Source organism: Microcystis wesenbergii NRERC-220, assembly GCF_032027425.1.
Taxonomy (GTDB): domain Bacteria; phylum Cyanobacteriota; class Cyanobacteriia; order Cyanobacteriales; family Microcystaceae; genus Microcystis; species Microcystis wesenbergii_A.
This window is the reverse complement of sequence record NZ_JAVSJA010000001.1, coordinates 691,018-704,768: the sequence shown is the minus strand read 5'-3', so window position 1 is coordinate 704,768 and position 13,751 is coordinate 691,018. Positions and strand designations below refer to the sequence as shown.

The window sequence follows — 13,751 nt, the reverse complement described above, 5'->3', positions numbered from 1 at the left end:
GCTGAGGTACAAAAGTTATGGGTTTTAGGCACTCATGCAAAAGGGAAGAAAAATAGGTGTACCTCACTAGCTTCGGAAACGCTATAGTTAAACACCGAATTGTGAACAATTATGCAACAATTTATTCAACAGTTAAAAATCGATTTATCCTTGACAGTGATCTAGCAGTTTCATCATTTACTTTCCTAAATATCCTTAGCTAATCATCGCCAATAAACCTTGATAAAAAATCTGAAAACTAGGAGAACAATTATGAGCAGGAGTCATAAATTGAGAAATTTCTCGGGCTGCTTTCACTTTTTCTAAACCTCCTCGATGATACCCAGCTTTTTGAAGTATCTTTTCTAAGTTTTCCCAAGTTCCGCCCGTAATTTCATCGGGTTTTCTGTATTTTGCTTGCTGTCCCACATTAGTAGAAACTTTGGGATAGGCTGAGACTATAGCCTGAATATCACCAAAAAACCAAGCTTCTAGTTCTTCTATAGCAATTCTATTTAACACCTGAAATGTTTTTTTATCTTCACTAATCGTTTTGGTGATCAGTCCTGTTTGTTGGGCAATATTTTCTAACTTTTCTTTGAGCATTTGACAATCTTCATTGTCTCTATCTACAAGAATAATGATTCGATAATCATCGGGTATCCAGCATTGATAGCCTTTTAATCGCTCCGGTAGTTTTTTGATTAAATCGGATTTACCTCGAAAGGCATGAATTTTATAGGTGACATTCTCAAATAATATTTTAGGTAAAATTCGATTTAAACATTCTTGGGTAGAAAATTCTTCAACTAAAAATTCAATATGCACTTTTTCCCTCCTTTGCTATTAAACTTAAATGCTAGGATTACCCACATCAAAATAGTCCTCCATCCATAATTGACCCAACAAAGCACCATTTTGAATAAATTCCTTAACTCCTTGCATTGCTGAAGTACGTTTAGCTTGAGTAAAACCATTTTCATCTCGATAAAGTACCCAAACCTCATCTGGTTTCAAACCATCTACAAAAAAGGGAGAATGAGTTGTTACCATTAATTGTGTACTTGCGGTCGCTGCCCGACATTCTTCTGCTAATTCAGGTAATAAACGGGGATGAAGATGATTTTCTGGTTCTTCTATTCCCAGTACTTGCGGAGGGCTTGGATCGTATAATATAGTTAAATAAGCCAACATTTTTAAAGTGCCATCGGAGGCAAATTTGGAAAGAATTGGCTCTTGAAAAGGTGCGTCTTTAATTTGAAGTAAAAGCTGTCCATTCGGCATAATAGATGCTTCGACTTTTTCTAATCTAGGAATTCGACGAGAAAGGGTTTGTAAAATAGATTCTAATCGTTGAGGATGATCTTCTTTTAAATATTGAATAACATTAGGTAAATTGTCACCAGTTGGCGATAATCTTTCTTGCGCTCCTGCTTCTGGTTGAGTGCGAGTATTATCTGCGGTTAAGTAGGAAAGATACCAACTTGTGATAAAACGACGCAAAGCACTAACCCGGGGATGTTTGGCCAATTGTCCGAGGGTACTAACAGCTAAAAATTCTGGGGAGTCTAATCGTTCATAAATTCGTTCATCTTCTTCTTGGGGATTTTCTCCACTAATCACTATTCCTTCCCCTTCTTTAAAGTTTAAAAAGCGATAAGGTTTGCCCCTCGCTCCTTGTCTCCACTGTAACCATTCTTCGGCAACATAAGGGCGATTGTTAGCTTCATTAATAGCCAAATGATAGGTAATTAAAGGTGATGCAAATTTTTCTCGATATTTTAATTCGATAATGATGTAACCTTCTTGTCCTCTGGTTCTTAATTCTTTAAATCTTCCCCGTTTGTCCCAAGCTTTTTTTAAACCAACAGTAAAACATTCAGAGAGGAAAGCAAAGACATCAAATATGGTAGATTTTCCGCTCCCATTAGGACCGAGAAAAACGGTTAAAGGAGCAATGCTTTTTAATTCTAAGTCCTGTAAAGCTCGGTAATTTTGTACGCGCAGATTTTCGATTCGAGGTATAGAGTTTTTAGACATTGATTGTTGCTCTCTGCTGCTTTTAGCTCGTCTTGTCCCAGATTAGCTGTTAATTTTCCCAGTTCCCGCAAAAAACTGGTCAATTTTTAGTAATCTGGCTCTTCTGGACTGGTTATAGCAAATTAGCTCTCCTGATTCTACCGCAATTTTAACAGCGATCGAGTTATACTAAATCTTATTTAACAAGAACGTAGGTTGGGCTTCGGCCGTGAGCTTTTGCCGAACGGTTGAAGCATGAAACCCAACGCTCTCCCGATTCTGCCGCACTCCGAGTTTTTTCTTGGGGATAATCTCCTAACTTCTGACCATCTACTGTCGATTACCGCAAAGGATAGCCATTTATTCTATCAGAATGAGAAGATTTAATTATGATAACACTTGTGACTATATTTTTCACTGCCTTGCTGGCAGTTACGGATTTTACTTACCAAGTTTTGATTCATTTTCCCATACAAATCCTCAATTTTTTGGGGTCGTTGCTGTCCTATGGAGTAATCGGACTGATAATTTTCGTCCTAGTGTGGATTGTGGGTGACTGATTTCTCGGTAGAAAAAAATGAGAGAATCAGCCTTAGCCAATTCTCCCCAATTTAAGCCAACTTTTAGTTTTTACTGTTCACTAGCCACTGCTTGGGGTTGTCCTTGCGGTTGGAATTGGAACATGGAATAAACCACATTGCGACGGATATCAATCATCATTTCTAAAAACATCTCGTAGCCTTCCTGTTTATACTCAATTAGGGGGTCTTTTTGACCGTAACCGCGTAAACCAATCGACTCGCGTAAAGCTTCCATCGCTTGCAGGTGTTCGCGCCATAACATATCGATTTGTTGCAGGATAAAATAACGTTCGGCATCGCGCATTAAACCGGCGCGAATATTATCCACTTGACGTTCCTTAATTTCGTAGGCTTTGCGCACTTCTTCGTGTAGGAACATCTTGATATCATTAACACTCATATCCTCGACATCTTTAGCGGTAATATCTGCCAAGAGATAGACGAATTCCTGAGATTTACTAATCAGTTTTTCTAAATCCCATTCTTCCGCCGGCAGTTCGGGATTAACATAAGCCATGACGATTTCATCCATGGTTTTTTCGGCGTATTGCAGCACCTGTTCTTTTAAGTCCATCCCCTCCAAAACCCGACGACGTTCGGCATAAATAGCGCGCCGTTGATTATTCATCACCTCGTCGTATTCAAACACCTGTTTCCGGGCATCATAATAGAAGGTTTCCACTTTTCTTTGCGCGCCTTCCAGGGAACGAGTTAACATTCCCGACTCAATGGGCATATCTTCTTCCACCCGGAAGGCATCCATTAAACCAGCCACGCGGTCGCCCCCAAAAATCCGCAATAAATTATCTTCTAGGCTTAAAAAGAAGCGTGTGGAACCGGGGTCGCCCTGTCTGCCCGCCCGGCCTCGCAATTGGTTGTCAATACGGCGGGATTCGTGGCGTTCCGTCCCGATAACGTGCAGTCCGCCCCTTTCTACTACCTCATCGTGTTCTTTGCCTGTGTAATCTTCATAACTTTTGCGAATTAATTTATAGACTTCGCGTAACTTTTGAATAACTTGGTCATCCGTGGGGGCTTTTTCGGCTGCGATAGCGATTTTTTCTTCTACTTCTAATTCCGGTAAACTTTGAGTTCCGTGGGTATCAACGGCAAATTTAACCGCTTCTTTCAGGGCATTTTCTACCTCTTTCGGTAACTCGGTGGGAAAAATTTCCGCCGAGGCGCGCCAGTTTTTTTTCTTCTTACCCGGGGCGAATCCTTGCGGGCGATTGCGTTCTCCTAAACTGGGTAAACTAAAGGCCAAATTGTCATCTTCGGGCATAACTAATTTGGGCATTAAATACTCGCGAATTTTCAATCGGGCCATATAGTCGGAGTTACCACCGAGGATGATATCGGTTCCCCGTCCCGCCATGTTCGTAGCAATAGTTACGGCCCCAGCCCGGCCTGCTTGGGCGACGATTTCCGATTCCCTTTCCACGTTTTCCGGACGGGCATTAAGCAAGTTATGGGGAATCTTTCTTTCCTGTAATAACAGCGAAAGCACTTCTGATTTTTCCACACTGGTGGTACCGACTAAAACCGGGCGACCCTGTTCGTGCATTTGTTGACATTCTTCGGCGACGGCGTTCCATTTTGCCTGTTCATTTTTATAGACCACATCGGCTAAATCTTGCCGACGAGAAACGCGGTTAGTGGGAATAATTGTTACTTGCAGGTTATAGACTTTTTCTAGTTCCGTTTCTTCGGTTTTGGCCGTCCCGGTCATGCCGGATAATTTCGGATAGAGTAGGAAAAAGTTTTGATAGGTAATCGTGGCTAAGGTTTGGGTTTCCTGTTGAATTTCTACCCCTTCCTTAGCTTCCACTGCCTGATGTAAACCATCGCCCCAACGTCGGCCCGGTAATACCCGTCCCGTGAACTCATCAACGATAACAATTTCACCACTGCGAACGATATAGTTAACGTCTTTTTTCTGGAGTTCTTTGGCACGAATAGCGTTAGAAATATAGTGCGCCCAGGGATTTTCTTGGTCGTATAAATCGGTGACTTCTAATAGTTCTTCCGCTCTTTTAAAGCCTTCATCGGTCATTAAAACGTTACGGTCTTTTTCGTTAACTTCGTAGTCTCCCGGTCCGTCTTCTACTTCTTGGCGCACTAATTGCTTGGCGATTTCGGCGGCGAGAATATATTTTTCTGTGGGTCGATCGATCTGTCCTGATATAATTAATGGAGTTCTGGCCTCATCAATAAGAATTGAGTCCACCTCGTCGATAACGCAGTAGTTAAAGGGTCTTTGGACAACTTCCCCCATCACTGTAGCCATGTTATCGCGCAGATAATCAAAGCCGAGTTCGCTGTTAGTGGTGTAGGTGATGTCACAGGCATAATTTTTCTTTCTTTCTTCCGGACTCATGCCGGCTTGAATTAGTCCCACACTTAACCCTAAAAAGCGATGTACCTGCCCCATCCACTCCGCGTCACGACGGGCGAGATAATCGTTGACGGTGACGACGTGAACCCCTTTTCCGGTCAATCCATTCAAATAAGCGGGGAGAGTGGCAACTAGGGTTTTTCCTTCCCCGGTTTTCATCTCGGCGATTTGTCCTTTGTGGAGTACCATTCCCCCCAATAACTGCACGTCAAAGTGACGCATCCCTAAGACTCGGATTCCCGCTTCCCGGACAATGGCGAAAGCTTCGGGGAGGATTTCCTCGAGAATCTCCTCTCTTTCGTCATAATTTCTCGCTTTGTCCAATCTTTCCTTAAATTCGCTGGTTTTGCTCCTTAATTCCTCATCGGACAGGTTTTTAATGTCTTCTTCCAGCAGGTTGATTTCGGTGACGAGGGGCTGAAATTTTTTAATTTTGCGGGCGTTGGGATCTCCGAGTAGGGCTTTTAACATAGCAGTTTTTATTCTCTCGCTTCGATTGGCTCTTGGTCTGTGGTGTTAACAATTGTATCACTCTCGTTGGGAGTGGAGAATCATTTATCGGTGAACAGGGACGGCGTTGTCAGATTCAGAAGAGGAAAGATGCAATGCTCCCAACTGATTCGGAGCATCTTTCAATTTGACAACGCCGATTGTAGGGCTAATTCATGAATTAGCCCTACGCCGATTGTAGGGCTAATTCCACTGCTAAATCGAGCGACCCCTTCGACTTGGCTCAGGGCAAGTCTTGTTCCCCACTTAAGCCCAACTATCGGCACTATTCGTTCATTAAACACTAATTGTCAAGATGCCATGTAATCTTTCCTATCAAAGTAATTTCAGTTCCGGTGCTGATTCGGAGCATCTTTCAATTTGACAACGCCAAAATTTTTGAGACATTTCAATATAAATTTAAAAGGCAACCGCAACAAAAAAGGAAGAAAAACCCTAATAAATATAACCTAGAAGACGCTTTATCTGTGGTTGAAACCTGCGATAAAATATCAATCTAGGGTTTGCGGCAAAAAGTAGGGGCGAAGCATTCGGATAGAAAATCTACGGTTTCACCGATAGGTTATTGCCCGAATGCTTCGCCCCTACAGGACGCGGGCCGATGAAAACCCAAGGTTTTGAAGCACGATTCTCTCAAAATCTTGCACCTGTACTGATTATTTATTCTCCCTTTTACCTCTCCCAATATGTAGCCTACAGTCAACGGATTTAGAGTTAATCTTCTCTCACCGGTGGCTTAACTAAAGGGGAAACCACCATATTTATTGATAATTATATCTATAGTTTCCATAATTGCGATCGATTCGCCCAAAATGGAGATAATTTGTTGATAATGTTCTAGGTCATCGTAGCTAAGGTGGCGACCTTTGCGGTCTTTTAGCCACTTCTGACACACTTGATAACCGCCGATATAAAAGTTCCAAATTTGGGGCGGAATCCCCGCAAAATACTGGTCAGAATTAATCGAAATTTGTTGTTTATTTTCGTCATATTTCACCTGCTCGACTAGATTAGAACCCGCCACGGGATAGCTACTAATTTCTTTTCCCGTTGCTTTCATTAGGTGTAACTGCACTAATCTGTCACCTTTTTTGACTAATTCCCAGAATAATTCTTGATTACTGGTGAGAGGAACACGAGGAAAGTCTATTTTTAAAAATTCGGCGTAACGTTGGCGATATTGGGGAGAGTGAAAGACGGCATAGATATAGTTAAAAATGTCTTCTGGTCCAAAGGTTTTCTTTTTGTCTCCTTTGCCATCATTGATAAATTCTAATTCAAGTTTTGCCGAAAGTTTGTTAATAAATTCTGGTGCTAGATTAGGACGGCGAGACATTCCCATGTCTTTCTCTGCCTGAGTTTCAGGATAACAATATAATGGCATAGTGTATCCTCTTTCTCTACTTTTGTTTGAAACATAGGAATCGTCTGTAAGCTGATTAGTAATTAAAATATGTTGCCAAGTTTCACTGACTATTTGTCTGCATATATGAAATCCTAAATTATTTTCTTTTAGGTGACGCATAGTATCAATTCTTGCTCTACAGTGAAACCCACCTGAATTACCTGTATAATAGGTATATCTTTGATCAAAAGGTCTATATGAAATGGGTAAGAGGTTATCTTTAGATAAATTTGATTGCTTAACATCTTTCTGTGCTAAATCTATCTTCCAATCTTGAGAATCTTTACCTAAATTATACTTAATTCTAGCTTCTTCTGGACTGAGATTGACAAAATCATTGATTATATCCCAAATTTCTTTTTTATTCCATTGAATTGTTAAACTATCTCTAGCTGTGACGATACCAACACTATTAACTGGCATAATTTCAGTAATCTTCCAAAATTGATCGTATTCCGAGCGCAGATTAATATTCTGAGGTTTAAATAGATAAAAAGGAGAATCAGGTTGTAATTCCTGCCAAGAAGTAGAATAAAGATCATTTTCCTCTAACCAATGATACTTACCACCGACAATAACTTGATTCTCAATTATCTCTCTTTTGCCCCATAAATCAGCATGATAAACTTTAGCTAAATTTGAAGAACCATTGTGATATTTAATAAAAATACCAATAGCTACACCTTGCTGAATATCAAACACATTTTGATCTGGTGAACCATCGGGACAAACTTCTTTTTTCTTACTATTACCGTGTAAATCGAGGATATAAATATCATCAAAAGTTTTTAATAAACTTTGACGCATTCCCCGAAAAGTCGGGTTATCCAGATAACCATGATTAGTAACAAAAGCTAAAATTCCGTAACCAGTTTTCTCGATGCGCCATTGACTAAAGCGAATAAATTTTACATAATCATCATTTAACCATTTAGGATTTTTTTCGCCTAAAGGTTGCTCATCTACTTCAAAATAACTAGCAGTTTTTTCTCCAGAAATAATATCTTTTCCCTTCAATAATTCCTTAATCCATTCTCCTGTATTTACGGAATGTCCAGAGTAGGGAGGATTACCAATAATCACCATAACAGGATGTTCTTGCTTAACACCTTGCGCTGACTCTGCTTCATCGCGAATGCGATTTAAAAAACCATCAGCAGGGGGAATTTGAAAAGCTTCCTGTAGGGTGTTTGTGAGATAGATTCCCAAGCGTTCATCGGCACTAAAATCATAGCCTAATTCCTGAAGTTGTAAACCTAATTTCATGTGTGCTACGGTGTAGGGAGCCATCAGTAATTCAAACCCAAAGAGACGGGGTAATAAATGTTTACTGACATAACTAGACCACATCCCTTTCTGTTGACGAAAACTGTCATAGATATGGTCAATAACAGAGTGTAAAAAAGTGCCAGTTCCCACAGCAGGATCGAGGATTAAAACTTGGTGAACTTCCTGAGTTTCTTGGCTATTATTAGGATTTTTAATCGTAATTTTTTTAGCATCGGCCAAACCTTTAGGAATCTGAAACTTATTTTTTAGAATATAGTCCACACTGCGAACCATGTAAGAAACCACGGGTTCAGGGGTATAATAAACCCCCCTAGACTCACGCATTTTACTATCGTATTCTGCTAAAAAAGTCTCATAAAAGTGAACCACAGGATCCTGCTTGCGCGTGCGTTTTCCAAAGCTGCCGAGAATCCCCTCCATGTCCGTTTGTTGTAAAATAGTCGCTAGAGTATCCACGGCCCAAGTAATCCGCTCATCTAATTCTGTACCAGCAATTTGATGAAAAATTCCCCGCAAAAAAGGGTTAGTTTTTGGGAGTCGAAATGCTGCCGTTTCCCTGGAAAAAGAACTTATTTGATCCGTATTACAGCGTGCTGCGAATAACCCATAACAGATTGTTTGTGCATACATATCCGCAAACTGCGCTTCGTTGAGATCACTAATTAAAACTCGTTGAAAAGATTGCAATTGTTGCCGCAACATTCCCCCGCAATCTTGATCTTTTAAAGCTTGGCCGATTGCATCTCGAATTAACTGCGCTAAAGCGGCCATTTTTTTCGCTAATTCTCGCGGTGTTGTTATCTGAATAACTTTTGAGAGGAAAAATTGACAGAACAATTGTTCTACTTGCAAAATACCCTGGGAATCAGGTTTAATTTGCTTTTTTTGATTAAGACTTGCCACGGCAGCTGATAGACGCAATTCTCCCGATACATACCAACGAAATTCTAAATGATCGGTGATAATTAAATTACCCAAAGCCTGTAAATAACGTTTTATTTGGGGAGTATTTTCAACCTTTTTGAGAGAAGTTCCGATATCTTTTGCTTCCAGATGACCAATTTCTACCATACCCTGATTAATCACAAAATCTGGAGCGCCACAAGCAATCCTTTTGGGTTCATTGAGAGCTTGTAGGTTATTATTTAGGGATTCAATTAATTTTTTTAAAGCAGGACGATAACTGTGTTCTGTGGCGTTACCCTGTTGATAAATGCCTGTGATTTCCTCTAGATATTTTGGCAGTGAGTTACTCATTATCGTTGCGACATACAAACGTTCTTCTCTAGATAAAATATAACCTCATTTGCCCCCAATGTCCACTGCCCTCATCCTACTTTATGGCTGCATCTGACATTTGCAGAAATACCGACAATGAGCAATTATCAGTGATTCTTGAATTATCACAGATATATCAGCAGCTGCCTGTAAGCATCCCACCGAAAAGCTAATGCGCGGGGGGTTTGGGGGCGGCACTTCGACAAAGCTCAGTGACCGCGCCACGCCCCCAACGGGGGGTTTGGGGGGTAGAACCCCCCAAAAGCTTGGATTGATTAATAAAGTCGGAAGTAATGCCCAATTTTATCAGAGAGTTTTTGCGTAAAAATCCCAACTTGCTAGATTTACAAAAATAAGATGTACCCTGCTTTATCCCTATCCTCAAGGATACCAAAATTAGCTAAAATGAAATAATAGGCGATAATCTCATCCCAACAACTTCACCAAAATATTAACGATGGTCAAAGCATCATCTCCCTTATCTCTAGAGCATCTCTATCATGTTCCCACCTACACTATAGCCGATACTGCGCGCTATCTCCATATTCCTTTACCCACTCTGAGAACGTGGGTACGAGGACGCACCTACCCGACGTTTCGGCTAAGCTCAACGACCACAAAAAAAGGACAAAAAGAGTTTTTACCCCTCATTCAACGACCTAATCCGAATATTCCGCAACTTTCCTTTACTAACTTAGTGGAAGCGCACGTTTTAAGAGTTATTCGCAAAGTTCATAACATCCCTCTCGATAAAGTTAGACTGGCCCTAGACTATATTAGTGAACAATTTAACACCGATCATCCTCTGGTTCAAAAACAATTTAGTACCGATGGAACTGACCTTTTTATCGAACAATTTGAGCATTTAATTAATGCCTCCCGTTCGGGACAATTGACGATGAAACAATTCTTAAATAATCTCTTAACTCGTATTGAATGGGATGAACAAGATATCGCCACACGGCTTTTTCCCACTATCGACATAAATGGGGAAGACTTCAGCAATAAAGTCCTAAAGATAGACCCTAATATTTCCTTCGGAAAACCCGTGATCACAGGAACAGGAATTCCCACTAAAGTTGTCACAGAACTTTATGATGCGGGGGACTCTATAGAAGATATTGCCAATGATTATAATTGTCAACCTTGGCAAATTGAAAAAGCGATTTTATTCGAGTGCAATTGGCAAGCGGCATGACCTATCAATACACCTATTTTATCGACCGCGCTTTAGGAAAATCTATCGGTGAAGCTTTGCAAGAAATAGGGGTTAAAATTGAATTTCATCATGCCCATTTTGCCCCAGATGCACCGGATACAGATTGGCTACCTATTGTTAGTCAAAGAGGATGGATAGTATTAACTAAAGATGTAAACATTGGTAGAAATATTTTAGAAGTTCAACAGATAGCCCGTTATCAGGCTCAAGTATTTGTTCTAGTTTCTGGCAACTTACCTCGTCAAACTATGATTAATATTTTTGTCGAAACAATCGATAAAATCGAAAAAATAATTCAAGGTAATCAAGCTCCTTTTATCGCCAAAATATACCAAGATTTTCAAGTAAAATTATGGAAAAACAAAAATGAATTAACCAGAATACTAGAAACTATGTAAAACTTATTAAAATATTTTTTATTCAGTAAAAAATTACAGCTAAATTTGTTGACAATATTCTCACCATTACCTTTGATGCAATTGTCGAAATTGTCTGAGCAGTGAACCGGTTCAATCAACTTCTTAATCCCCCCACTTGCTGTTAAATTTATCTCCGTTCACTTCACCCAGGGGAAGGGGGACTTCTGGCGAGATTTGAGTTAAACTAGAAAGGTTGACTATTGACAAACATCGATCGCACAGGAGTAAATTATGTCTAGAGTCTGTACTATGACGGGGAAAAAGGCCAATAACGCCTATGCGGTGTCCCACTCCCACCGTCGCACCAAAAAATTACAAGAAGCTAACCTACAATGGAAAAGAGTCTGGTGGTCGGAAGGCAACCGTTGGGTAAAACTACGCATCTCCACCAAAGCTATCAAAACCATTGAAAAGAAAGGATTAGCCGTCTTCGCTAAAGAAGTAGGCTTAAACTTAAATTTGTACTAAGCGAGTAGTTCGGAAGTGGAGACGAATCGGCCCTATCGTTGACTCCTCTGCTTTTGATTATTAAGTATTGCAACAGGGCGTGATGTGGGGTGAAAACTACCTTTAAGATTAAAAACTTAAAACGACCTGTTCAGGAGAATTTCAATGTATTCAACCCTATTAATGGCCGCCACCGCCGTGCAAGGTTCCAGCGAATGGAGTCCCAAAGTGGCGATTGTCATGATTATCTGCAATATTCTCGCTATTGCTTTCGGTAAAGCGACTATTAAACAACAAAATGTCGGTCCTGCTTTACCTTCCCCCGCTTTATTCGGTGGTATGGGATTAGGCGCTTTACTGGGTACTACCAGTTTTGGTCATGTCCTCGGCGCCGGTGTTATCCTCGGTCTCTCCCGTCTGGGAGTTATCTAAATATGTTTTGATTTTCTCAATCGGTGGCCAAAAGTCACCGATTTCTTTTGTGAAAAATTCTGGACTATATAAGTAGGTAGGCGTTATACTAAATCCAGTTATTAAAAACTGATTATCTATTCCTCCTATTGCCTTTTGCCTTTTGCCTATCCTTATAAGTAGTCTATACCCAACGGATTTAGTATTAAAAATTATCAGACACCCCCGTTATCAAGGGTAGGGTTGATTCATGAATCAACCCTACCTTATCAAGGGGGGATCAAGGGGGGATATAGGGGGGATTTAATTATAACCAGCTACTTAATAAATATGACTCTACCTCAAAAAAATTCTTTTTGGTACGATGAGCGATTTCAGAAGATTTTTCTACAGGTAATTATTCTACTAATTGTCTGCCTAATTTTCTGGTTTTTTGGCCACAATTTAGTGATTAATTTCCAACGCCTACGCTTAAGTTTTGGCTTTGGCTTTCTCTTTGATACCGACCGACCAGCCTCTTTTGCTATTGGTGACTCTCCTATTGCCTACAGTCCCACCGATACCTATTTTCGCGCTCTTTTGGTGGGATTAGTTAATTCCCTCCGCATTATGATTACTGGCATATTTTTGGCGATTAGTCTGGGAATAGTCATCGGGTTAGGTCGCTTGTCGGATAATTGGTTAATTCGTCAGTTAGCAACAATTTATGTGGAAACTATTCGCAATACACCCCTATTATTACAATTATTTTTCTGGTATTTTGCTGTATTTCTGAAACTGCCGAAAATTGAGGAATCTTTAGAGTTTTTTGGCAGGGTATTTTTAAATAACTCAGGAGTCTATTTGCCTTTCCCCGCTAATAGTTTTAGGACATGGTTAGCCTTATTTATCATTGCTTTAGGAATAATTATCTCAGTATTTTTATACCTAAAAAATAAACTTAGTTTATGTCTAACTAGCCTAATACTCCTAGTTATAATTCCTCTAATCTGGGGTTTACAATGGCAAAATCCCCAAGTTAATCCTCTTAATCAAAATATTGACTTTGGTTTACATCTTTCTTCCGAGTTTGCTACTCTCTTAATCGGTTTAACTGTTTATACAGCTGCCTTTATCGCGGAAACGGTACGGGGGGGGATTCAATCGGTTAATCGGGGACAATGGGAAGCAGCTAAAGCCTTGGGATTAAAACCTTTATTAGTGATGAGATTAGTAATTTTTCCCCAAGCTTTGCCAGTGATTATTCCTCCTTTAACTAATGAATGTTTAAACCTGGTTAAAAACTCTAGTTTAGCGATCGCTATTGGTTATAATGATATTTATGCTATCTCTAGTACCATCGCTAATCAGACAGGAAAAGCTGTAGAGATGTTAATAGTAGTTATGGCCACCTATTTATTCTTTAATCTGGTGATTTCTCTGGCTATGAATCAATTAAATCAACGGGTAAAAATTAAGGAAAGATAGGGTGTGTTAGCAAGCGCCTAACGCACCGAATCGCACCAGAATTTAGCGATAAAGTAACTAATGAGCATTAGCAGAATATAAAGCGGTGATAATTGCTGTCACCGCAGGACTAAGACTAGATAAAACTACCACAGAAGCGGTGGCAATGATGATAGTAGTAGCCATTCTCACCATACCATCTGTACCTTTTTGATAGGCATCAAATTTATATTCTAAGCGGTCAACTTTTTGACCAAGTTCTTCTCGCAATTGAATCAACGCTGCTCTGATGTCATCATTACTGGGATTTTCGGGAATTTGCATGACCTTGATTAGCAATCAACTAACAACC

Annotated in this window: 10 protein-coding genes; 5 read left to right on the top strand and 5 right to left on the bottom strand. The window is 40.1% G+C overall.

The features are described from left to right. Window positions 1-195: 195 nt before the first annotated feature. The 4 genes from RAM70_RS03535 to RAM70_RS03520 form a co-directional block, all read right to left on the bottom strand. Complete coding sequence (locus RAM70_RS03535) at window positions 196-807, bottom strand: DUF4276 family protein (protein ID WP_052276065.1); 612 nt, start codon at window positions 805-807, stop codon at window positions 196-198. 24 nt (window positions 808-831) lie between these two features. Further along, the gene (locus tag RAM70_RS03530; protein WP_052276064.1) at window positions 832-2,019 is read right to left on the bottom strand and encodes an AAA family ATPase; all 1,188 of its coding nucleotides are present in this window, start codon (window positions 2,017-2,019) and stop codon (window positions 832-834) included. Between the two features lie 609 nt (window positions 2,020-2,628). Next, on the bottom strand, window positions 2,629-5,445 hold the full coding sequence (gene secA, locus RAM70_RS03525; protein WP_312672321.1) for a preprotein translocase subunit SecA: 2,817 nt from the start codon (window positions 5,443-5,445) through the stop codon (window positions 2,629-2,631). A 775-nt stretch (window positions 5,446-6,220) separates the two neighbouring features. After that, window positions 6,221-9,436 carry a type ISP restriction/modification enzyme gene (locus tag RAM70_RS03520; RefSeq protein WP_312672320.1) on the bottom strand — a complete coding sequence of 1,072 codons (3,216 nt, stop codon included), beginning with the start codon at window positions 9,434-9,436 and terminating at the stop codon, window positions 6,221-6,223. Between the two features lie 478 nt (window positions 9,437-9,914). Here RAM70_RS03520 and RAM70_RS03515 point away from each other — a divergent pair, with 478 nt between their 5' ends. The 5 genes from RAM70_RS03515 to RAM70_RS03495 all read left to right on the top strand — a co-directional run bounded on the left by RAM70_RS03515 (window position 9,915) and on the right by RAM70_RS03495 (window position 13,420). After that, window positions 9,915-10,655 (top strand): DUF433 domain-containing protein, encoded by a 741-nt coding sequence (locus tag RAM70_RS03515; RefSeq protein ID WP_104397688.1) that lies wholly within the window; start codon window positions 9,915-9,917, stop codon window positions 10,653-10,655. Beyond that, window positions 10,652-11,074 (top strand): PIN-like domain-containing protein, encoded by a 423-nt coding sequence (locus RAM70_RS03510; protein WP_046662367.1) that lies wholly within the window; start codon window positions 10,652-10,654, stop codon window positions 11,072-11,074. The genes RAM70_RS03515 and RAM70_RS03510 overlap by 4 nt, the downstream gene beginning before the upstream one ends. 252 nt (window positions 11,075-11,326) lie before the next feature. Beyond that, complete coding sequence (gene rpmB, locus RAM70_RS03505) at window positions 11,327-11,563, top strand: 50S ribosomal protein L28 (protein WP_002775299.1); 237 nt, start codon at window positions 11,327-11,329, stop codon at window positions 11,561-11,563. Between the two features lie 144 nt (window positions 11,564-11,707). Continuing rightward, a complete protein-coding gene (gene psaK, locus RAM70_RS03500; RefSeq protein WP_002734065.1) occupies window positions 11,708-11,974 on the top strand; it encodes a photosystem I reaction center subunit PsaK in 267 nt (88 codons plus the stop codon). Window positions 11,975-12,283: 309 nt separating this feature from the next. Continuing rightward, window positions 12,284-13,420, top strand: a complete 1,137-nt coding sequence (locus tag RAM70_RS03495; protein ID WP_312672311.1) for an amino acid ABC transporter permease — start codon at window positions 12,284-12,286, stop codon at window positions 13,418-13,420. 57 nt (window positions 13,421-13,477) lie between these two features. Here the strand turns inward: RAM70_RS03495 and RAM70_RS03490 are convergent, their stop codons facing one another. Next, window positions 13,478-13,723 carry a ssr2422 family thylakoid membrane protein gene (locus RAM70_RS03490; RefSeq protein ID WP_002732005.1) on the bottom strand — a complete coding sequence of 82 codons (246 nt, stop codon included), beginning with the start codon at window positions 13,721-13,723 and terminating at the stop codon, window positions 13,478-13,480. Between the last annotated feature and the right edge of the window lie 28 nt (window positions 13,724-13,751).

Excerpts from the sequence above, each read along its gene's own strand:
- RAM70_RS03530 (WP_052276064.1), bottom strand. The coding sequence starts at position 2,019 with ATGTCTAAAAACTCTATACCTCGAATCGAAAATCTGCGCGTACAAAAT.
- secA (WP_312672321.1), bottom strand. The coding sequence starts at position 5,445 with ATGTTAAAAGCCCTACTCGGAGATCCCAACGCCCGCAAAATTAAAAAA.
- RAM70_RS03520 (WP_312672320.1), bottom strand. The coding sequence starts at position 9,436 with ATGAGTAACTCACTGCCAAAATATCTAGAGGAAATCACAGGCATTTAT.
- RAM70_RS03515 (WP_104397688.1), top strand. The coding sequence starts at position 9,915 with ATGGTCAAAGCATCATCTCCCTTATCTCTAGAGCATCTCTATCATGTT.
- RAM70_RS03510 (WP_046662367.1), top strand. The coding sequence starts at position 10,652 with ATGACCTATCAATACACCTATTTTATCGACCGCGCTTTAGGAAAATCT.
- rpmB (WP_002775299.1), top strand. The coding sequence starts at position 11,327 with ATGTCTAGAGTCTGTACTATGACGGGGAAAAAGGCCAATAACGCCTAT.
- psaK (WP_002734065.1), top strand. The coding sequence starts at position 11,708 with ATGTATTCAACCCTATTAATGGCCGCCACCGCCGTGCAAGGTTCCAGC.
- RAM70_RS03495 (WP_312672311.1), top strand. The coding sequence starts at position 12,284 with ATGACTCTACCTCAAAAAAATTCTTTTTGGTACGATGAGCGATTTCAG.
- RAM70_RS03490 (WP_002732005.1), bottom strand. The coding sequence starts at position 13,723 with ATGCAAATTCCCGAAAATCCCAGTAATGATGACATCAGAGCAGCGTTG.